This window comes from Nitratireductor luteus (genome assembly GCF_026162365.1).
GTDB lineage: Bacteria > Pseudomonadota > Alphaproteobacteria > Rhizobiales > Rhizobiaceae > Chelativorans > Chelativorans luteus.
In genome coordinates, this window is the sequence record NZ_JAOANW010000030.1 from 1 (window position 1) to 19868 (window position 19868).

The following is a 19868-nucleotide window of genomic DNA, read 5'->3' on the forward strand; positions in this document are numbered from 1 at the left end:
GCTCCTTGCGCAGCTTCAGCAGCGCGTCGATCTCGCAGTCGAGGGTCAGGTAGAAATGCGGGATGGTGGTCTTGGCCTCGACCAGGCGCCGGGCGATGGTCTTGCGCATGCCGTCATGGGGCACCAGCTCGTAGGAGCCTTCCTCGAACAGCTTGAGCACGGCGTCGTCCGACATCGGCTTGGCGGTCGGAGCCGGCGCCTCGGCGGCCTTCGCCGCCGGCGCGGCGCCTGTCTCGGCGGCCTTTGCCACATCGGCCTTCACCACGCGGCCCTTCGGCCCCGAGCCGGCAATCGCCGACAGATCGAGCCCCGCCTCCCTCGCAAGCCGCCGGGCAAGCGGGGTGGCGCGGACGCCGGATGGTGCGGCGTCCCTTGAGGAGATCGCGACGGGTTCTTCTTCCTGGCTCCTGGTTTCATGATCTTCGGGCGGCGCGAGGGACGGAGCCTCCTGCTTTTCAGCCTCTGCTGTGGCCGCTTCGGCGGTGGGAGAGGATGCCTCTGCCTCCCCTTCCTCATAGATGAATGCCACAACCTGACCGACCGGAATATCCACGCCGGTCTTTCCGGTGATGTTACGCACGATGCCGGAAGCCGGGGCGTCGATCTCCATGGCGGCCTTGTCGGTCTCGATCTCGAACAGGAGATCGCCTTTTCTGACGGTCGCGCCTTCCTCGACGGCCCAGCTTGCAATCTGGCCGGTCGACATGTCCATGTCGACCTTGGGCAGGATCACCTCGACCGGCATCAGCGCACTCCCGTCGCAAGGTCGCGGGCAGCGGCGAATATGCCGTCGACCTGCGGAACCGTGGCCTTTTCAAGGTCGGGATTATAGGGGATAGGCGTTTCCGCGCCGCCCAGCCGCACGATCGGCGCGTCGAGATAATCGAAGGCTTCGCTTTCGGCGATCAGGGCCGAGATTTCCGCGCCTATGCCCAGCGTCTTCACGGCCTCGTAGACGCATAAAAGGCGGCTCGTCTTGCAGACGCTCTCGATAATTGTCCGCCGGTCCATGGGGCGGATGGTGCGCAGGTCGATCACTTCGGCCTCGATGCCTTCGCCGGCCAGTTTCTCGGCGGCTTCCAGCGCCTTGTGGACCATGATCGACGTCGCGACGATGGTGAGGTCCGTGCCTGGCCTGCGGATGTCGGCCTTGCCGATAGGCGTTGTGTAATGACCCTCGGGCACGTGGCCCTTCATCTTGTAGAGCAGCTTGTGCTCGAAGATCATCACCGGGTCGGGATCTTCGATGGCGGCCAGCAGCAGGCCTTTGGCGTCCTCTGGCGTTGCCGGCTGGACGACCTTGAGGCCCGGCACGTGGCCGAGCCATGCCTCAAGGCTCTGGCTGTGCTGGGCCGCGGCCCCCGTGCCCGAGCCGGCAGGAAAGCGCATGACGAGCGGAACCGAGACCGCCCCGCCCAGCATGTAGCGCATCTTCGCCGCCTGATTGACGATCTGCTCCATGGCGAGCGTTGCGAAATCGGAGAACTGGAACTCGAAGATCGGCCTGAGGCCGGTGAGCGCCGCGCCCACGGCAACGCCGGCGCCGCCCAGCTCCGAAATGGGTGTATCCATCACGCGCTCGGGGCCGAAGCGCTCGACGAGATCGCCGCTCACCTGGAACGCACCGCCATAGACGCCAATGTCCTCTCCCATGAGGAAGACGCGCTCGTCACGCTCCATCGCGATGGCCATCGCCTCCTGGATGGCCTGCGCGTAGGTGAGTTCGCGGGTTCCGGTTTCAAGCGTTTTGGTCGCCGCATCCATCAGGCAGGCTCCGTGTAGACGTATTTTTCGAGATTGGCGATTTCGGGAGCAGGGCTCTGCTTGGCGAATTCGATGCCTTCGGCGATCTCGCGCTCCACCTCGTCATGGATCGCCTCGATGCCGGCGCGATCGATAATGCCGAACTCCATCAGCTCGGCCTCGTAAAGGGCGATCGGGTCGCGCGAGTTCATCCACTCCTCGATCTCTTCCTTGGAGCGGTAGCGGTTGCGGTCGCTCTTGGAATGCCCGCGATAGCGGTAGGTCTTGGATTCGATCAGCGTCGGCCCCTCGCCGGCGCGGGCGCGGTCGATGGCCTGCTGCGAGGCTTCCGCCACTTCCGACAGGGTGTTTCCGTCGACGATCACGCCGGGCATGTCGTAGGCCGCCGCCCGGTCGGCGATGTCCTTGACCGCAGTCGACCGGGCCACCGAGGTGGACATGCCGTAGCCGTTGTTCTCGCACACGAAGACGACGGGCAGCTTCCAGATCGCGGCCATGTTGAGCGCCTCGTGAAAGGCGCCCTCGTTGTTGGCGCCGTCGCCGAAGAAGGACATGACCACATTGCCGGTCTTCAGCTTCTTCGCCGTTAGCGCCGCCCCGACGGCGATCGGAATGCCGCCGCCGACGATGCCGTTGGCGCCGAGATTTCCGGTGGAGACGTCGGCGATGTGCATGGAGCCGCCGCGCCCGCGGCAATAGCCGGTGGTCTTGCCGAAGAACTCGGCAAACATGCGCTTCACATCGGCCCCCTTGGCGATGCAATGGCCATGGCCGCGATGGGTGGAGGTGATCTGGTCCTCATTGGACAGGCCCATGCACATGCCGACCGCGCTTGCCTCCTGGCCGATGGAAAGGTGCATCGTGCCGTGAATGAGGCCGCGCATGTAGCTTTCCTCCGCGCCTTCCTCGAACTGGCGGATGAGATGCATCTTGCGCAAGGCCTCGCGCAATTGCGCATGGTCGTAGCGGCGGTAGATGAAGGGCAGATTCCGCCCGTTGGCGGAAGCAGTCCCCGCCTTGGCTTTTCCGGTCATTGTCTGGCTCCCTGCCGCATCGCGCCGCAGCCCATAAAGCCGAACGGCGCGAAATTGTGGTTACTCGGTCATGCTCCGTAGACCAGCTTGTCCTGACGCGCTCTCAGCTCCGCGATCCTGGAACCTGCGGGAGGCCTGGCATTGGCCGATGTGATCAGCGCTCCCTTGGGTATGGCCGCGGTCACCTCGCCGCCCTGGAGCAACCCGCAGGGGATGGCGCCGGCGGCGCGCGCTTCCTCAGCGGTCATGACCCAGGCGCGATAGGAATATTCGCCGATGGCGTCGAGCGTGTCGCCGGGCTTCAGATCCTTCTTGGCCACCGCGCACACTTCGGCCACGGGCCTTGACAGGGGCACCATGTCGGCCTTGCCGTAAAGGACCACGCGCGCGCAGGTCAGCGGTACTTCGAGCGATGTCAGGTGATAGGGCCGGTGAAAGGTGAAATAGGGTCCCTTGCCCATTTTCAGGTCTTCCATCCGCTCGTTGATGCGCGGATGCGACATGTCGGCGATGACGAAGACGCCGGGCGCGACGCCCTTGCCGATCGAATAATCGACCACGCCGACCCGTGAAAGCACGCCGCCGTCCTCCTTCGGTATCAGCGTCGAGGAAAGCTGGTCGAGGGTCGCCGAGGGGCCGTGCATGCCCGGCTTGTCGGGCACCAGGCCGGTGGCATTGGCGATGGCCGCCATCTCGACCATGGTCTTCGACCCGTCCACGAACTCGACCAGCATGCGCACATTCATGTGCCGCCGCTCCGCCTCTTCGGCGTAGTCGTCGGGGATGGCGTCGATATTGAGGGGATTGTTCTTGCCCTTGCCGGCTGCCACGATGGGATGCCCCATGGCCGAGACGAACTCGATCAGTTCCATGCAGGACGACGGCTCGTCGCCCGCACCCAGCGAATAGGTGACGCCCAGGCGGTCGGCCTCGCTCTTCAGATAGGCGCCGATGGTGACGTCGGCCTCGACATTCATCATGACGAGGTGCTTGCCGCGCTCCATGGCCTTGAGGCCGATTTCAGCGCCGACGGAGGGCACGCCCGTCGCGTCGATCACCACGTCGATGAGGTCGTTGCCGATGACGAGATCGGCATTGTCGGTCACGGCCACCTTGCCGGCTTCCATGGCGGCGGTCATCGCCTGGCCGCTGTCGACCTGGCGCGCATGGCCCTCTTCCTGGTAGGCGATGTCGACGGCCTTGGAGGCGGCGGGCAGGTTCAGCTCCGAAATCGCGCCGATCTCGATGCCGGACATGTGCGCGACCCGGGTCACGATGTCGGTACCCATCTCGCCGGAGCCGATAAGCCCGATGCGGATCGGCTTTCCCGACTTTCCGCGCTCGTCGAGATCGCGGGCCAGACCCGTCAGCGCGACATTGGCCACCATGAACACCTCCCTGAACTCACTGCATAGTGAGAGTTATTGAACATATGTTTCTCTGTCAATACGAATGTAGCAAGACCTTCGCATCACGTACAGGCTCGGAACGTTTTTCACATGCCGGCGATGCGCCTGCAATCGCCTTGCGACGGGCAGTCGCCAAGAGGGCAGTGCTAGTTGCCGATTCCTTGTTGTTTCCAGGTGAAATGTGATAATCGTAACAAAGCCTGTAGAATAACGCGCAGGCGTGGACCGATACGGTATTCGGGCAGACATATGTTCGGACAAGGAGAGAGGGTCGCGTGACGAGCCGCAAGGAGCAAAGGGTGGCGGCACTGTCGGATGCGCTCGGCGTGCATCGAGTGCTTCATCTGAGGGAAGCAGCGAGCCTGCTTGGCGTCTCGCTGATGACGGTGCGCCGCGACGTTGCCGAGAATCCGGCTCAGTTCGCCTATCTGGGCGGCCATATCGTTCACGCGGCCAATATCGAGGGTGAGGGCCCCTATGATCTGGCGAAGGCGGCCGACCGGCACGCGGCGGCAAAGCGAGCGGCCAGCGCGCATGCCTTCAAACATGTCCATGCCGACGAGACAGTGTTCTTCGATTGTGGCACGACACTGGTGCACCTCATCGATCTGATACCCGATAACCTGCCGATTACCGCGGTTTGTTACGCCCTGAACGTCGCCGACCGGCTTTCGCGCAAGCCCAATATCAGCCTTGTCATGCTGGGCGGGCTCTATCACGCGTCCTCCGGCTCGTTCGCCGGCGAGTCCGGTCGCGAAACGCTCAGCCGGCTTGGCATCAACACGGCGTTTCTTACGGCGGCAGGCATCGATGCCAGGCGCGGGGCGACCTGTGCAAACTTCCACGAGGCACCGATCAAGATGCAGGTGATGGACATCGCCCAGCGCAATTTCCTCGTTACCGACAACAGCAAGATCGGCAGGGTGAGGCCGGCTTATTTCGCGGCTCTCGACGCGTTCGATGCCATATTCACCGAAGACGGTGTGCTGGGTACCGGCGCGTTGAGCGGGTTCGAAGCAACGGATGCCGCCGAATAATCCATCTTGACGCCTTTGACCAATGATGAAATCATAACAATCAAATTGAGATGATTATAACAACAGCATCACCGGCCATGACGGCAAAGACCGCGGACCGGAGTGCCAGGGAGGCCGGATTGCAGAATTTCGCAGCCGATCAGGTCGTGACGGGCGATTCGCATCGTGGCGCGGCGAACGAGCGCGATCCGCGGTCCGGTGCCCCGCCTTCCAATCCCCCGTCTTCCAATCATTGGCCGCGCAATCCCGGCATGGCGCTCGATCTCGGCTGGGTGATGGATACGCGCGTCAATCTCTCCGCGACGGAAAAGCGGGTGGCGACGCTGCCCGGACGCCGCACGGTGAAGAAGGATGCGCAGGCAGCTTGGCTGTTGAAGGCGCTCACCTGCATCGACCTGACAACGCTCAATGGCGACGATACGGCCGAACGGGTCAGGCGCCTCTGCGCCAAGGCGATGCATCCGCTGCGTCCCGACCTGATCGAAGCGCTCGGCATGGGCGGAAGACGCATTACGACCGGCGCGATCTGCGTCTATCACCGCTTCGTCGCGACGGCGGTGGAGGCACTCGACGGGTCGGGCATTCCCGTTGCCGCCGTCTCCACTGGGTTTCCCGCGGGCCTTACGCCGCACCCTCTCAAGGTGAAGGAGATCGAGGCTTCGGTGGCCGACGGCGCCGAGGAAATCGACATCGTCATCACCCGCGAACACGTGCTGACCGGTAACTGGCAGGCGCTCTATGACGAAATGCGCGACTATCGCGCCGCCTGCGGCGATGCCCATGTCAAGGCGATCCTGGCGACCGGCGATCTGAAGACCCTGCGCAATGTGGCCCGCGCCTCGCTGGTGTGCATGATGGCGGGTGCCGATTTCATCAAGACGTCGACCGGCAAGGAGGGCGTCAACGCGACGCTCGCCGTGACGCTCACCATGCTTCGCGCCATCCGCGCCTATGAGGAGCGCACCGGCTTCAAGGTCGGCTACAAGCCGGCGGGCGGCATTTCGACGGCCAAGGACGTGCTCAACTATCAGTTCCTGATGAAGGAGGAGCTGGGCCGCGAGTGGCTGGAGCCCGATCTCTTCCGCATCGGCGCTTCCAGCCTTCTGGCCGACATCGAGCGCCAGCTGGAGCATCACGTCACGGGCGCCTACTCGTCCTTCCACAGACACGCGATCGGATGAGCGGCCACAAGGTGAGAACATGAGCGTTGCGAATTACTTCGACACGATGAATTACGGCCCGGCCCCCGAATCCGACAATGAAGCGCGCGATTGGCTGGCCGGCCACGACGGCAGCTTCGGGCATTTCATCAATGGCGCCTTCGCGCCTTCCGCCGATGGCGCGACATTCGAGACCTTCGAGCCGGCGACCGGCGCGCGCCTCGCCACACTGGCCAGAGGTGGCGGGCAGGATGTGGATGCGGCGGTTGCCGCGGCCCGCAAGTCCCAGGGGCCATGGGCGAAACTTTCCGGTCACGAGCGGGCACGGCATCTTTATGCGTTGGCCCGCGCGTTACAGCGCAACGGTCGCCTCCTGGCCGTGATCGAGGCCATCGACAACGGCAAACCGATCCGCGAGACGCGCGATCTCGACGTGCAGCTGGCTGCCCGCCACTTCTACCACCACGCCGGCTGGGCGCAGCTTCAGGAAAGCGAGTTTGCCGATCATGCGCCGGTGGGTGTCGTCGGCCAGATCATCCCATGGAATTTTCCCTTCCTGATGCTGGCCTGGAAGGTCGCGCCGGCGCTGGCACTGGGCAACACGGTGGTGCTGAAACCGGCCGAATTCACTTCGCTGACGGCGCTGCTCTTTGCCGAGATCGCGACCGCCGCCGGCTTGCCGGCCGGCGTGCTCAACATCGTCACCGGCGAGGGAGAGACGGGCGGGCTGATCGTCGACCACCCGGACGTCGACAAGATCGCCTTCACGGGCTCGACCGAGGTCGGCCGGCTGATCCGCGAGAAGACGGCGGGTAGCGGCAAGTCGCTGACGCTGGAACTCGGCGGCAAGTCACCCTTCATCGTCTTCGACGATGCGGATATCGACGGAGCGGTGGAAGGCGTGGTCGACGCCATCTGGTTCAACCAGGGCCAGGTTTGCTGCGCCGGCTCGCGGCTTCTGGTGCAGGAGGGCGTCGCCCACCTGTTCCATGAAAGGCTCAAGCGCCGCATGGAGACGCTGCGCATCGGCTCACCGCTCGACAAGTGCATCGACATGGGCGCCATCGTTGCGCCCGTTCAGCTCCAGCGCATAGAGGCGCTGGTCAAAAAGGGCGTAGAGGAAGGTGCGGTGCTGCATCAGGCGAAGCTGGAGATGCCCAAGGGCGGCAGCTTCTATCCGCCCACGCTGCTTTCCGGTGTGCAGCCGACCTCGACCGTCGCGGTGGAAGAAATTTTCGGGCCCGTTGCCGTTTCGATGACGTTCCGTACGCCCGAGGAGGCGGTGCAACTGGCTAACCACACCCGCTACGGCCTTGCCGCCAGCATCTGGAGCGAGACGATCGGTCTCGCGCTCGATGTCGCGGCGCGGCTGGAGGCGGGCGTTGTGTGGGTCAACGCTACCAATCTCTTTGATGCGGCAGCCGGTTTCGGCGGCAAGAAGGAATCGGGCTTCGGCCGCGAGGGCGGGCGCGAAGGCTGCTACGAATATCTGAAGCCGAAGGCCTGGCAGGGGCTGAAGGAGCGGAAGACGGCGAAACTGCCGGAGCTCAAGTCGGTTGCGAACGACTTCGCCGCCCCGCCGGTCGACCGCACCGCCAAGAACTTCATCGGCGGCAAGCAGGCACGTCCCGACGGCAATTATTCCCGCGCCGTGGTCTCGGCCAAGGGCAAGCTCCTGGGCGAAGTGGGCGAGGGCAATCGCAAGGACATCCGCAACGCAGTCGCCGCCGCGCGCAAGGCTGCCGGCTGGGGCAAGGCCACAGCGCATAACAGGGCGCAGATACTTTACTACATAGGCGAGAACCTGAGTGCTCGGGCCGGAGAGTTCGCCGACCGTATTGCCGCCATGACCGGCGTGTCGAATGCGAACGCCAGGCGCGAGGTGGAGGTTTCGATCTCCCGCCTGTTCACATACGGCGCATGGGCCGACAAATATGACGGTCAGGTGCATAACCCACCGCTGCGCGGCGTGGCGCTCGCCATGCCGGAACCGCAGGGTGTCGTCGGCATCGTCTGCCCGCCGGAAGCGCCGCTGCTTGGCCTCGTTAGCCTCCTCGCGCCGCTGATCGCGGTCGGAAATCGGGTCGTCGCCATTCCAAGCGAACCGCATCCGCTGTCGGCCACGGACCTCTATTCAGTGCTGGAGACCTCCGACGTCCCTCCCGGCGTCATCAATATCGTCACCGGTTCGGCGATGGAGCTTGGCCAGGTGCTGGCCGCCCATAACGATGTCGATGCCGTCTGGGCCTTCGGCGACGCAGAGCTTTCGGCGGAGGTCGAGAAGCTTTCGACGGGCAATCTGAAGCGCACATTCGTCGATTACGGCAAGGCCATCGACTGGTACGACACGACGGCCGCCGAAGGCACACTGTTCCTGCGGCGGGCGACGGACGTGAAGAATATCTGGATCCCCTACGGGGAATAGGGACAGCATAGTTTATCGGCCGGCTCCAGCGAGACGGCATTGTTGGGAGGGGTTTATGCTCAAGAATATCGATCCGGCGCTCAATGCAGAAGTGCTCTATGCACTGCGCGCCATGGGCCATGGCGACACCCTGGTCATCTCGGACACCAACTTTCCGTCGGACGCGATCGCCCGGCAGACCAGGTTCGGCGAACTGCTGCGCATCGACAATGTCTCGGCGGCGCGCGCGATGGAGGCGGTACTCTCCGTGCTGCCGCTCGATTCGGGCCTGCAGAACTCGGTCGGCCGCATGGAGGTGATGGGCGCGCCGGACGAGATCACGCCGGTCCAGGCCGAAGTGCAGAAGGTCGTCGACAAGGCCGAGGGCAAATCGTCTCCCATGTACGGCATCGAGCGCTTCGCCTTCTACGAGAAGGCCAAACAAGCCTATTGCGTCATCACCACGGGCGAAACCCGCTTCTATGGCTGTTTCCTGCTCACCAAGGGTGTCATTCCGCCTCGTGACTGAGCGGCGAAGGGGCTGGAAAGAAACAAGGGGAGGGGGACACATGAAGGCGGGCGTTTCCATACTTGGCATTTTCGTGGCCGATACGGCCTATCTCGCGGGGCGGATGCCAAAGATCGGCGAGACGATTTCGGGCAGCGGCTTCTCGGTCGGGCCGGGCGGCAAGGGGTCGAACCAGGCCGTCGCCTGCGCGCAGGCCGGCGCCGAGGTTTCCTTCATCTCCAAGCTCGGCCGCGACACGTTTGGCGAGATGGCGCTGAAGACCTATGCCGAGAAGGGCGTGACGCCGAAGATAACCATGATGGACGATATGCCGAGCGGCGCGGCCTTCATCTTCGTCAACGACGAGAACGGCGACAACGCGATCATCGTCTATCCGGGCGCGGCCGGCACGATCGGCATCGAGGATGTGGAGGCGGCGCGCGGGACGATAGAGAACTCCGCCATTTTCGCCACGCAGCTCGAGCAGCCCGTCGAAGCGGCGCGCCATGCGCTGGAGATCGCGCGGGCGGCCGGCGTGACGACGGTTTTCAATCCGGCCCCCGCCGAACCGTTCCCGGACGAGATCTATCCGCTCTGCGATTACATCGCCCCCAACGAGACGGAAGCCGCCGCGCTGGTCGGTTTCGATCTCGATACGCTGGAAGACGCGATGCGGGCCGGGGACGTCCTTCTTGAACGCGGAGTTGGAACGGCGCTCATAACACTCGGAGAGCGCGGTGTGCTCTACCACACCAGGGACCGCTCAGAGCATGTGCCGGCCTTCTCAGTGGGTACCGTGATCGACACGACGGGCGCGGGCGATGCTTTCGTCGGCGGTTTCTGCGCGGCGCTGTCGCGCGGGCTCGACCCAGTCGAGGCGGTTCGTTTCGGCTGCGCAACGGCGGGCATCGCCGTCACCCGCCGCGGCACCGCGCCCTCCATGCCGACGCTCGCCGAAATCGAGACCCTGCTCGAAGCCCGCCGCGAGGACCTGCGGGCATGATGCGGCAGGACCCTGCCAAGCACTATTTCATCTGGCCGGCGCTGCTTGTGGTGCTGGTGGTGACCATCTTCCCGCTCGTCTATTCGCTGACCACCAGCTTCATGAGCCTGCGGCTCGTGCCGCCGCTACCGTCGCGTTTCATCGGCTTCGACAATTATACCTCGCTGCTCGCCAATCCGCGCTTCTGGCATGTCGCGGGAACGACGTCGCTGATCGCGTTCACCGCGGTCGCCCTGCAATATGTAATCGGCTTCGCCGTCGCGCTGGCGCTTAATTCGCGGGTGCCGGGCGAGGGGGTTTTCCGGGTGGGCTTCCTCATTCCGATGCTGGTGGCGCCGGTCGCCGTCGCACTGATCGCCCGGCAGGTGCTGAACCCGACCATGGGCCCGCTCAACGAGTTCATGACGCTGCTCGGCTTCCCCAACCTGCCGTTCCTTACGCAGACGGCATGGGCGCTGGGCGCCATCATCGCCGTGGAAGTGTGGCAATGGACACCCTTCGTGATCCTGATGCTGCTTGCCGGGCTGCAGACCCTGCCCAACGATGTCTACGAGGCTGCGGAACTGGAGAATGCCACGCCGTGGCAGCAGTTCTGGGGCATCACGTTCCCCATGCTGCTGCCGATCTCGGTGGCCGTCGTGTTCATCCGCTTGATCGAGAGCTACAAGATCATCGATACCGTCTTTGTGATGACGGGCGGCGGCCCCGGCATCTCCACAGAGACGCTGACGCTGTTCGCCTATCAGGAGGGCTTCAAGAAGTTCAACCTCGGCTACACCTCGGCGCTGTCATTCCTGCTTCTGATCTTCATCACGATCATTGGCCTGGTCTATCTGGCCATCCTGCGGCCCTATCTGGAGAAGCACAAATGAGCGTGCGCGATCTCAAGGGACGCCGCCGCTGGCTGGCGCTGGCAGGTTGCCTGGTATGGCTGGCATTCACCCTTTTCCCGCTCTACTGGGTGGGTATCACCAGCTTCAAATCGCCGGTCGGTGTCGTCGGTGGGCCGACCTATATTCCCTTCGTCGATTTCGAGCCCAGCCTGACGGCGTGGCGCGAGCTTCTTTCGGGCGCGCGCGGACAGTTCTACAGCACCTTCATGGCCTCCACCATCATCGGCCTGTCGGCCTCCGTGGCCGCGACGCTAATTGGCGCGATGGCGGCCTATTCGCTGGTGCGGTTCCAGTTCCAGGTGCGGCTCCTGAGCGGGCTCATCTTCGTGTTCGTCGCCGTGGGCGGGTTTTTGCTCCTGCGCGACATTCTCGGCATGGGACAGGCGCTGGCACTGATCTATTCCTTCATCGCCGCACTTGGGCTTTCGGTCATCTCGGCCTGGGCGCCGCTTCCGGGACCGATCCTGAAGAACAAGGACATCGTGTTCTGGTTCGTCAGTCAGCGCATGTTTCCGCCCATCGTCGCGGCTTTCGCCCTGTTTCTCATGTATTCGGAGATGGGCAAGCTCGGCTTCAAGCTGGTCGACACCTATATCGGCCTCACGCTCGCCTACATCGCCTTTTCGCTGCCCATCGTCATCTGGCTCATGCGCGACTTCTTCGAGGCGCTTCCGGTCGAGGTGGAGGAGGCGGCGATGGTCGACAATGTACCGACCTGGCGCATCTTCTTCGGGATAGTGTTGCCGATGTCCAAGCCGGGCCTGATCGCGACCTTCATGATCACGCTGGCCTTCATCTGGAACGAGTTCCTGTTCGCGCTTTTTCTCACCAATTCAAGGTGGCAGACCCTGCCCATCCTCGTCGCCGGCCAGAACAGCCAGCGCGGCGACGAGTGGTGGGCGATCTCCGCCGCCGCCCTCGTGGCCATCATTCCGATGGTCATCATGGCGGGACTTTTGAGCAGGCTCATGCGGTCCGGCCTGCTTCTGGGCGCAATCAAGTGACCGTCGCATACGAGCCCGAAAAGAAACGGCTCAAGGGAGGAAGACAATGAAAAAACTGCTTTTGGGCTCCACAGCCCTGATCGTGGCCGGGTTTGTCGGCTCAGCGGCTGAGGCCGCCTGCGATCCGGACTATTCCGGCGTCACGCTGACGGCGACAACCCAGACCGGCCCCTACATCGCTTCGGCGCTGCAGATCGCGGCCAAGGGATGGGAGGAAAAGACCTGCGGCACGGTAAAGGTCGTCGAGTTTCCCTGGTCGGAGCTCTATCCGAAGATCGTCACCTCGCTGACCTCGGGCGAGGACACGTTCGACGTCATCGCCTTCGCTCCGGCATGGGCGCCCGACTTCACCGCCTTCCTCTCCGAAATGCCAGCAGAGATGCAGGAAGGTGCCGACTGGGAGGACATCGCCCCCGTTTATCGCGAAGCGCTGATGGTGTGGAACGGCAAGGTGCTGTCGCAGACCATGGACGGCGACGTCCACACCTATACCTACCGTATCGATCTGTTCGAGGACGAGGCCAACAAGACCGCGTTCAAGGAGAAATACGGTTATGATCTCGCACCGCCGGAAACCTGGGCGCAATATCTCGACATCGCCGAATTTTTCCAGCGTCCCGATGAGAGCCTTTGGGGCACAGCCGAGGCCTTCCGCCGCGGCGGCCAGCAATTCTGGTTCTTCTTCAGCCACGCCGCCGCCTACACCAACCATCCGGATAATCCGGGTTCGATGTTCTTCGATCCTGAAACGATGGATGCCCAGATCAACAATCCGGGCTGGGTGCGCGGCCTCGAGGAATATATCAAATCGGCCAAGCTCGCCCCGCCCAACGCGCTGAACTTCTCCTTCGGTGAAGTCAACGCCGCGTTCGCCGGCGGCCAGGCAGCGCAGTCGATCGGTTGGGGCGATACGGGCGTGATCGCGGCCGATCCGAAGCAGTCCAAGGTTTCGGGCAATGTCGGCTCGGCCACGCTGCCGGGCTCCGACGAAGTCTGGAACTACAAGACGGGCGAATGGGACAAGTTCGATAAAATCGTGCGCTCGCCGTTCATGGCCTTCGGCGGCTGGCAGGCGGCTGTACCATCTACCTCCAGGAACCAGGAGGCGGCCTGGAACTATATCCAGTATCTGACCAGCCCCGAGGTTTCGGGTAATGCGGCGGTGACCGGCGGCACCGGCGTCAATCCGTATCGCGTCTCGCACACGAGCGATCTCGACCTGTGGTCGGACATCTTCTCCGAGCGCGAGGCCAAGGAATATCTCGGAGCGCAGAACGAGTCCGTCCAGGCGGAGAACGTTGCCCTCGACATGCGTCTGCCGGGCTATTTCTCCTATACGGAAGTGCTCGAGATCGAGCTTTCCAAGGCGCTGGCCGGCGAGGCGAGCCCGCAGGAAGCCCTCGACGCGGTGGCCGAACAGTGGAACGCGCTGACCGACGAGTTCGGCCGCGACAACCAGCTCGCAGCCTACCGGGCCTCCATGGGCCTGCCGAACTGAATTGCAGGTAATCCTGTTCCGTCCCGGTTATCGCCGGGACGGAACCCTTGAAATGAAACAGAAGGGCAGGGGATGTCCCAGATAGATTTGGAACGGGTCACGAAGACTTTCGGCACTGTCGAGGTGATACCGCCTCTGGACCTCAACATTGCCGACAAGGAGTTCGTCGTGCTTGTCGGCCCGTCGGGATGCGGCAAGACGACGACACTGCGCATGATTGCCGGTCTGGAGACGGCGACCTCGGGCGTCATCCGCATCGGCGACCGCGACGTCACCGATCTTCGCGCCGGCCTGCGCAATTGCTCCATGGTGTTCCAGAACTATGCGCTCTACCCGCATATGAGCGTGGCCGAGAATATCGGATATGGCATGAAGGTGCGCGGGACGCCCAAGACGGAGATTGCCAAGGCGGTGGCGGACGCCGCCCGCATCCTCAATCTCGAACCCTATCTCAACCGTAAGCCGAGCGCGCTTTCAGGTGGTCAGCGCCAGCGCGTCGCCATCGGCCGCGCCATCGTGCGCCAGCCCGATGTCTTCCTGTTCGACGAGCCGCTTTCCAATCTCGATGCAAAGCTGCGCATTGAGATGCGCACCGAGATCAAGCTCCTGCATCGACGGCTGCAAACGACAATCGTCTATGTGACCCACGACCAGGTGGAGGCGATGACGATGGCCGACCGTGTCGTGGTGATGAACCAGGGCCGTGTCGAGCAGGCGGCTGACCCGATCACTCTTTATGAAAGGCCACGCAACCGCTTCGTGGCGGCCTTCATCGGCGCGCCCAGCATGAACTTCATCGACGGCGCCCTGGAGCGCGGCGACGGCGGCGTGAACTTCGTGGCGGAGGGCGGCGTGAAGATCGCGCTTGCCGACGCGCGTGTCGAAACGCTCTCGTCCTCGGTCGGCGAAAAGATCACGCTCGGCATTCGGCCGGAGCATACGATGAATGCGGAACAGGCTTTCCCGGCCGTAGACATCAAGGTCGCAGACGTCGAACCGCTCGGCCCCCACACGCTGGCCATCGGCAAGGCTGGACAGGCCGATTTTACGGCACAGATAGATGCGGCTTCGCCCGTGCGCCCCGACGAAATGCTCAGGGTGTCGCTCAACCCCGCGAAGATGCACTTCTTTCACGCGAACTCGGGAGAAGCGTTGGGCCGGCTGGAAGGCTGAATGCAGTGTTTGAAAGAGGAGGGCGCGCTCTTGGCGCGCCCTCGGATTGTCAGAACGGGCTGTCGGGGAAGTAGAACTGCTCCGCATTCTCCGGCGTGATCAGCTGGGAACCGATAATGAAGCGGCCGGTGACGGGGGTGTTCGACACAAGCCCGAGCGCGGTCAGCTCAATGGCGGTCGAGATCTGCGCCGGCGGATAGGTCACGTTGACCGGAAGCTGCGGATCGCCATCCATGATGCGCTTGATGATCTCCTTCATGCCGGCACCGCCTACCACCCACATCTCGTCCTCGCGGCCGGCCTGGGCGATGGCTTCCATGACGCCGATAGCCATGTCGTCGTCGGCGGCCCAAACGGCATCGATGTCGTCATATTTGGACAGGAAGTCCTGCATGACGTTGAAAGCGTCGTCGCGGTTCCAGTTGCCGTGCTGCATGTCGAGCACATTGATGCCGGAGCCTTCGATGGCAGCTGTGAAGGCTTCCACCCTCTCATTGTCGAGAGTGGTCGGAATGCCGCGGAGCACGACGATGTTGTCGCCTTCGTTCAGGTTCTCGCGGAAATATTCACCCGCCATGCGGCCGAAGCCGGGGTTGTCGCCGGCGACGTAAAGATCCTCGATGCCTGGCTGGGACAGGCCGCGGTCGACGACGGTGACCCAGATGCCCTGGTCGGCGACGGCCTTGACCGGCGAGGTCAGCGGCTCGCTCTCGAACGGCAGCACCACGAGCGCGTCGATGTCGCGGGTCGCCACCATGTCCTCGATGTCGTTGACCATCTTGCCGGCATTACCGGCTGTGGCCAGCACAAATTCCAGCTCGGGGTAGGTCTCCTCCAGGCGCTTGATCGACTCTTGTGCATGGTAGTTCAGGCCGCCCATGAAGCCATGCGTGGCCGAAGGAATGGCAACGCCGATCGTCTTGGTGTCGTCCTGCGCGAAGGCGGTCGTCGAGGCGGCAAGCGCCCCGGCAAGTACCGCGCTTGTTAGGAAATTTCTGCGTTTCATGGCCTCTCTCCCTTGGTTGTCGTTCAGTCTGCCGACTTGTTTTCTCGCTGCAGAACCACCGCGAGTATGACGATCACGCCCTGTATCGCGCCGTTGAGATAGGGGCTGACGATCGATGCGAGATTAAGGATATTGTCGATAAGGCTGAGGATCAGGACGCCGACGACGGTGCCCCAGACGCGGCCGTAGCCGCCCTTCAGGACGGTACCGCCGATGATCACCGCGGCGATCGCTTCCAGCTCCCAAAGTACGCCGGTAGAGCCGGAGGCCGAGCCCAGCCGAGGCACATACATGATGGTGGCGACGCCCACGAGCATGCCGAGCAGCATGTAGGTTGCCATGCGCGCCCGGTCGACCTTGACGGCGGAATAGCGCGCCACCTGCTCGTTGGCGCCGATTGCCGCGCAATGGCGGCCAAAGGCGGTGTGGCGCATGACAAGCTCGCCGAGAATGGCGACAATCGCAAAGACGATGATGGGCCAACTCACGCCGAGAAAGCCGTCATAATAGACTGGGCGGTAGAGGCTGCGGAGCTCGAAATCAAGTGACAGGGTGCCGCCGTCGGCGAGCCAGGTCACGAGACTGCGATAGATGCCCATCGATCCGAGTGTGACGATGAAGGCCTCTATATTCACCTTGCTGATGAGAAAGCCGTTCATCCAGCCGGCCGCAAAGCCGGTAATGATCGCCACACCCATGCCGGCCATGATCAAAGGTATGCCGATCCCCAGATATGGGATCAATGAGTTCATGAAGAGGATCATGACGCCGGCCACGAAGGCCGCCATCGAGCCGACCGACAGGTCGATGCCGCCCGCCGTTATGACGAAAGTCATCCCCACTGCTATGATGCCGATGAAAGCCGAACGCGCCAGAACGTTGGTCACATTGCCATAGCTCAGGAAGTTGGGGTTAAGCATGGCGCCGAGGATGATCAGGACGATCAGGGCCAGAAGAGGTCCCAGCACGTGGAAATTCAGCCGGCGCAGCTTGGCCCTGCCGGGTGCGCCCAGTGTTGCTTCGGTCATACTGCCTCCGCCCTTCGTTCCGAAAGGCCCATTGCCAGACGCAGGATGGCGTCCTCGGTGATGTTGGCGCCCTCGACCTCGCCGGCTATACGGCCGGATGCCATGACGACGACGCGCGATGCCAGCCCGATCACTTCGGGCAGTTCGGACGAGATCACGATGACGCTCTTGCCCTGTGCGGCGAGCCTGCTGATGAAGCCGTAGATCTGCTGCTTCGTGCCGATGTCGATGCCGCGCGTGGGCTCGTCGATGATGACGATATCGGGCTCGGCCAGCATCGTCTTCGCCAGGAGAAGCTTCTGCTGGTTGCCGCCCGACAGATTGCCCGCCATCATCCGCCGGTCCCCGGCGCGGATGTCGAACTCCTCGATGGCGCGAGTGAGCGCACGGTCCTCGGCGCGCGAATCGATCGCCACCCGCGTGAAGCGGTCGAGGGCCAAAAGTGTTAGATTTTCGCGCAGCGACTTGCCCAGAAGCAGGCCCTTTTCCTTGCGGTCTTCCGTCAGGTAGACGAGGCCGGCCTCGCGCGCGGCCAGCACGGAGCCGGGCTTCAAGGCCTTGCCGCCGACCTTGATGCTGCCGGTCGCCGGGCGAAGGCCGACAACGCCCTCCATCAGTTCGGTGCGGCCCGAACCCACCAGCCCCGCAAAGCCCAGCACTTCGCCGCGATGCAGCTTGAACGACGCATCCTTGATATGTCCGGGAACAGTGAGGCCCTTGACCTCAAGCACGGTCTCGTCCTGCGGCGTGGCCTTGTCCGGGAACAGATCGCTCAATTCACGGCCCACCATGGCCTCGGCCATATCGTGCTCCGTAAGCTGGCCGACATCGGCTTGCTTCACGCGGTGGCCGTCGCGCAGGACGGTTACGCGGTCGGCGATGCGCTTGACCTCGTCGAGCTTGTGCGAGGTGTAGAGGATCGCAGTGCCGGCGGCCCGCAGTCTTTCGATCTGTTCCAGCAGAATGTCGGTCTCCCTGTTGGTCAGGACCGCAGTCGGTTCATCCATGATGAGGACGCGAGCATTACGGCCCAGCGCCTTGGCGATCTCGACCATCTGCCGGCTCGGCACGGAGATGTTGGAGACCTTCTCGCGCGGATCGAGCGGACAGTTCAGGCGCTCCAGCAGCGTTCTGCTCTGCGCCTGCATCGCCTTGTGATCCAGGAACGGGCCGCGCCATAGCTCCCGGCCGAGGAAGATGTTCTCCTCGACCGTGAGCTGGAGGGCGAGGTTGAACTCCTGGTGGATCATGATGATCCCGGCCGCTTCCGCGTCGCGAAGGGATGCGAACCGGACCGGCTTGCCCTCGAGCAGCACATCTCCCTCGCTGGGCGCCAGATAGCCGCCCAGTATCTTCATCATGGTCGACTTTCCAGCGCCGTTCTCACCGATCAGCGCGTGGACCTCCCCTGGCCTCAGATCGAAATCGACATCGAAAAGCACCTGTATAGGGCCGAATCGATGCGAGATGCCGTCCAGGGAAAGCACTGCTTCCGTCATCGCGCGCCTCTTTGGCGACGTTCGGGGACCCGGAACGTCTTGCGCCGCCGCGGTCCGATAGGCGCGCCGGTGTGCCCCTCCTCCTCTTTCCTCAAAACATCTCCTCTCCAGGTGATGGCTGCAGTCGCTATGTAATCGATTGCATGCGCATTCTATGCGTTGTCGGGACGATTACAATAGGCTTTCGACGGCTTGCTGCCGATGTTGAGCTCATTTGCCGTTCCAGTCCGCCGCGTGTTCGATCCTGAAATGCCAAACTGCTACCAGTTGGCCCGTGTGTTTCGCGGGTGACGACGCCATGGGCGGGCATTCCCCGCGTGAACGGGAGCGGATCGGGGCTGGTGGTTGCTCCTTCGAGAAAAGTGGCAAATAGTTGGACTGGTGGCGGATGGCTGCAAAAGCGCCAGCCTCAAGGAGAGAAAGACAGCGAATGACCAAGAATGGCAGCCCATTGCTGGGAAGCGCGCCAATCGACGAGGGTAATCCGACGCCGCGTTATATACAGCTGGCCAACCATCTGCGGGCACTTATCGATGATGGCAGCCTGAAATCGGGCGAGGCGCTGCCATCCGAGCGCGCCATCGTGGCGGCGACGAACCTGTCGCGCGTGACCATCCGCAAGGCGTTGGAACTGCTGGTGCAGGAGGGATTGCTGCAGCAGCGTCACGGTTCGGGCACCTATGTGAGCGGCGGCGAGCGCATCCAGCAGTCACTCTCCATGCTGACGGGATTCAGCCAGGACATGGTTTCCCTTGGGCACGTTCCCCGTCATCGCTGGCTGGAACGAGGTTATGCGCGGGCAAGTTCGGACGAGGCCATGGCGCTCGGTCTGGCGCCGGGGGAAAGCGTGCTGCGGCTGCACCGTCTGCGGCTTGCCGACGATTTGCCGCTGGCGGTCGAACTGGCGGTCGTGCCCGCAAGCCTGCTTGGATCGATCGAGGAAGTGGGCGAGTCGCTATATGCATCGCTGCGGGCAGTGGGGGCCTGCCCCGAAAAGGCCCTGCAACGCATGCGCGCCTGTGCCCTGCCGGCATTCGAGGCGGGCTTGCTTGAAGCCAGGGAGGGAGACACGGCCCTCTTCATCGAGCGCATATCCCGTCTGGCGTCAGGCAGGGCGGTCGAGTTCACCCGGTCTTATTACAGGGGGGATCGCTATGACTTCGTCGCCGAACTCACCCTCGGCCATGCCGACTGACCGATTGAGTTCGGGCGGGTAAAAGCCCGCTGCTTCCGGGCTTGTTCGCGGAGGGCCGGAAGAAAATGCGGAGCCTGTCAAAAAACTGTCGTCACGGGCGAATTTTCTCGTTGACTCTGATGGCCCCCCCCGCCTATATACGCCTCACCAACGAGGGCGGCTCGCCGCTGGCGGCGGGGTTGTTTGGCCTTGTTGGTTAGTAATCATGAGAGCCGCGTGAGCGACACTCTTTGGGCCTTGGGTTTTTTAGGCC

Annotated in this window: 17 protein-coding genes; 10 read left to right on the top strand and 7 right to left on the bottom strand. The window is 63.3% G+C overall.

What is annotated here, in order from left to right:
• From N1058_RS23660 to N1058_RS23675, 4 genes are all read right to left on the bottom strand, one after another.
• A partial coding sequence (locus N1058_RS23660) for an E3 binding domain-containing protein (RefSeq protein WP_265520042.1) occupies positions 1-745 on the bottom strand: 745 nt, incomplete at its 3' end.
• Positions 745-1764, bottom strand: coding sequence for an alpha-ketoacid dehydrogenase subunit beta (locus tag N1058_RS23665; RefSeq protein ID WP_265520043.1), 1020 nt, complete (start codon positions 1762-1764; stop codon positions 745-747). The genes N1058_RS23665 and N1058_RS23660, both read right to left, overlap by 1 nt.
• Complete coding sequence (locus N1058_RS23670; RefSeq protein ID WP_265520044.1) at positions 1764-2798, bottom strand: thiamine pyrophosphate-dependent dehydrogenase E1 component subunit alpha; 1035 nt, start codon at positions 2796-2798, stop codon at positions 1764-1766. Before N1058_RS23670 ends, N1058_RS23665 begins: the two co-directional genes overlap by 1 nt.
• Positions 2799-2866: 68 nt before the next feature.
• A complete protein-coding gene (locus N1058_RS23675) occupies positions 2867-4186 on the bottom strand; it encodes an NAD(P)H-dependent oxidoreductase (protein ID WP_265520045.1) in 1320 nt (439 codons plus the stop codon).
• A gap of 296 nt (positions 4187-4482) precedes the next feature.
• Here N1058_RS23675 and N1058_RS23680 point away from each other — a divergent pair, with 296 nt between their 5' ends.
• From N1058_RS23680 to N1058_RS23720, 9 genes are all read left to right on the top strand, one after another.
• Positions 4483-5244, top strand: coding sequence for a DeoR family transcriptional regulator (locus tag N1058_RS23680; protein WP_265520046.1), 762 nt, complete (start codon positions 4483-4485; stop codon positions 5242-5244).
• Between the two features lie 251 nt (positions 5245-5495).
• The gene (deoC, locus tag N1058_RS23685; RefSeq protein WP_265520058.1) at positions 5496-6425 is read left to right on the top strand and encodes a deoxyribose-phosphate aldolase; all 930 of its coding nucleotides are present in this window, start codon (positions 5496-5498) and stop codon (positions 6423-6425) included.
• Between the two features lie 19 nt (positions 6426-6444).
• A complete protein-coding gene (locus N1058_RS23690) occupies positions 6445-8829 on the top strand; it encodes an aldehyde dehydrogenase family protein (protein ID WP_265520047.1) in 2385 nt (794 codons plus the stop codon).
• A 55-nt stretch (positions 8830-8884) separates the two neighbouring features.
• Positions 8885-9337 (top strand): RbsD/FucU family protein, encoded by a 453-nt coding sequence (locus N1058_RS23695; protein ID WP_265520048.1) that lies wholly within the window; start codon positions 8885-8887, stop codon positions 9335-9337.
• A 40-nt stretch (positions 9338-9377) separates the two neighbouring features.
• On the top strand, positions 9378-10319 hold the full coding sequence (rbsK, locus tag N1058_RS23700) for a ribokinase (protein WP_265520049.1): 942 nt from the start codon (positions 9378-9380) through the stop codon (positions 10317-10319).
• On the top strand, positions 10316-11191 hold the full coding sequence (locus N1058_RS23705; protein ID WP_265520050.1) for a carbohydrate ABC transporter permease: 876 nt from the start codon (positions 10316-10318) through the stop codon (positions 11189-11191). The genes rbsK and N1058_RS23705 overlap by 4 nt, the downstream gene beginning before the upstream one ends.
• The gene (locus tag N1058_RS23710; protein WP_265520051.1) at positions 11188-12216 is read left to right on the top strand and encodes a carbohydrate ABC transporter permease; all 1029 of its coding nucleotides are present in this window, start codon (positions 11188-11190) and stop codon (positions 12214-12216) included. The genes N1058_RS23705 and N1058_RS23710 overlap by 4 nt, the downstream gene beginning before the upstream one ends.
• Before the next feature lie 46 nt (positions 12217-12262).
• Positions 12263-13714 (top strand): ABC transporter substrate-binding protein, encoded by a 1452-nt coding sequence (locus N1058_RS23715; protein WP_265520052.1) that lies wholly within the window; start codon positions 12263-12265, stop codon positions 13712-13714.
• 72 nt (positions 13715-13786) lie between these two features.
• A complete protein-coding gene (locus tag N1058_RS23720) occupies positions 13787-14887 on the top strand; it encodes an ABC transporter ATP-binding protein (RefSeq protein WP_265520053.1) in 1101 nt (366 codons plus the stop codon).
• 49 nt (positions 14888-14936) lie between these two features.
• Here N1058_RS23720 and N1058_RS23725 read toward each other — a convergent pair whose 3' ends face one another.
• The 3 genes from N1058_RS23725 to N1058_RS23735 are packed head-to-tail and all read right to left on the bottom strand — an operon-like array spanning position 14937 to position 18420.
• Positions 14937-15893: an ABC transporter substrate-binding protein gene (locus N1058_RS23725; protein WP_265520054.1), complete on the bottom strand. Its 957-nt coding sequence runs from the start codon at positions 15891-15893 to the stop codon at positions 14937-14939.
• 23 nt (positions 15894-15916) lie between these two features.
• Complete coding sequence (locus N1058_RS23730; RefSeq protein ID WP_265520055.1) at positions 15917-16921, bottom strand: ABC transporter permease; 1005 nt, start codon at positions 16919-16921, stop codon at positions 15917-15919.
• A complete protein-coding gene (locus N1058_RS23735; protein ID WP_265520056.1) occupies positions 16918-18420 on the bottom strand; it encodes a sugar ABC transporter ATP-binding protein in 1503 nt (500 codons plus the stop codon). Before N1058_RS23735 ends, N1058_RS23730 begins: the two co-directional genes overlap by 4 nt.
• Positions 18421-18850: 430 nt before the next feature.
• On the opposite strand from N1058_RS23735, the gene N1058_RS23740 reads away from it, so the two are divergent.
• Positions 18851-19615: a GntR family transcriptional regulator gene (locus tag N1058_RS23740; protein ID WP_265520057.1), complete on the top strand. Its 765-nt coding sequence runs from the start codon at positions 18851-18853 to the stop codon at positions 19613-19615.
• The last annotated feature ends 253 nt before the right edge of the window (positions 19616-19868 follow it).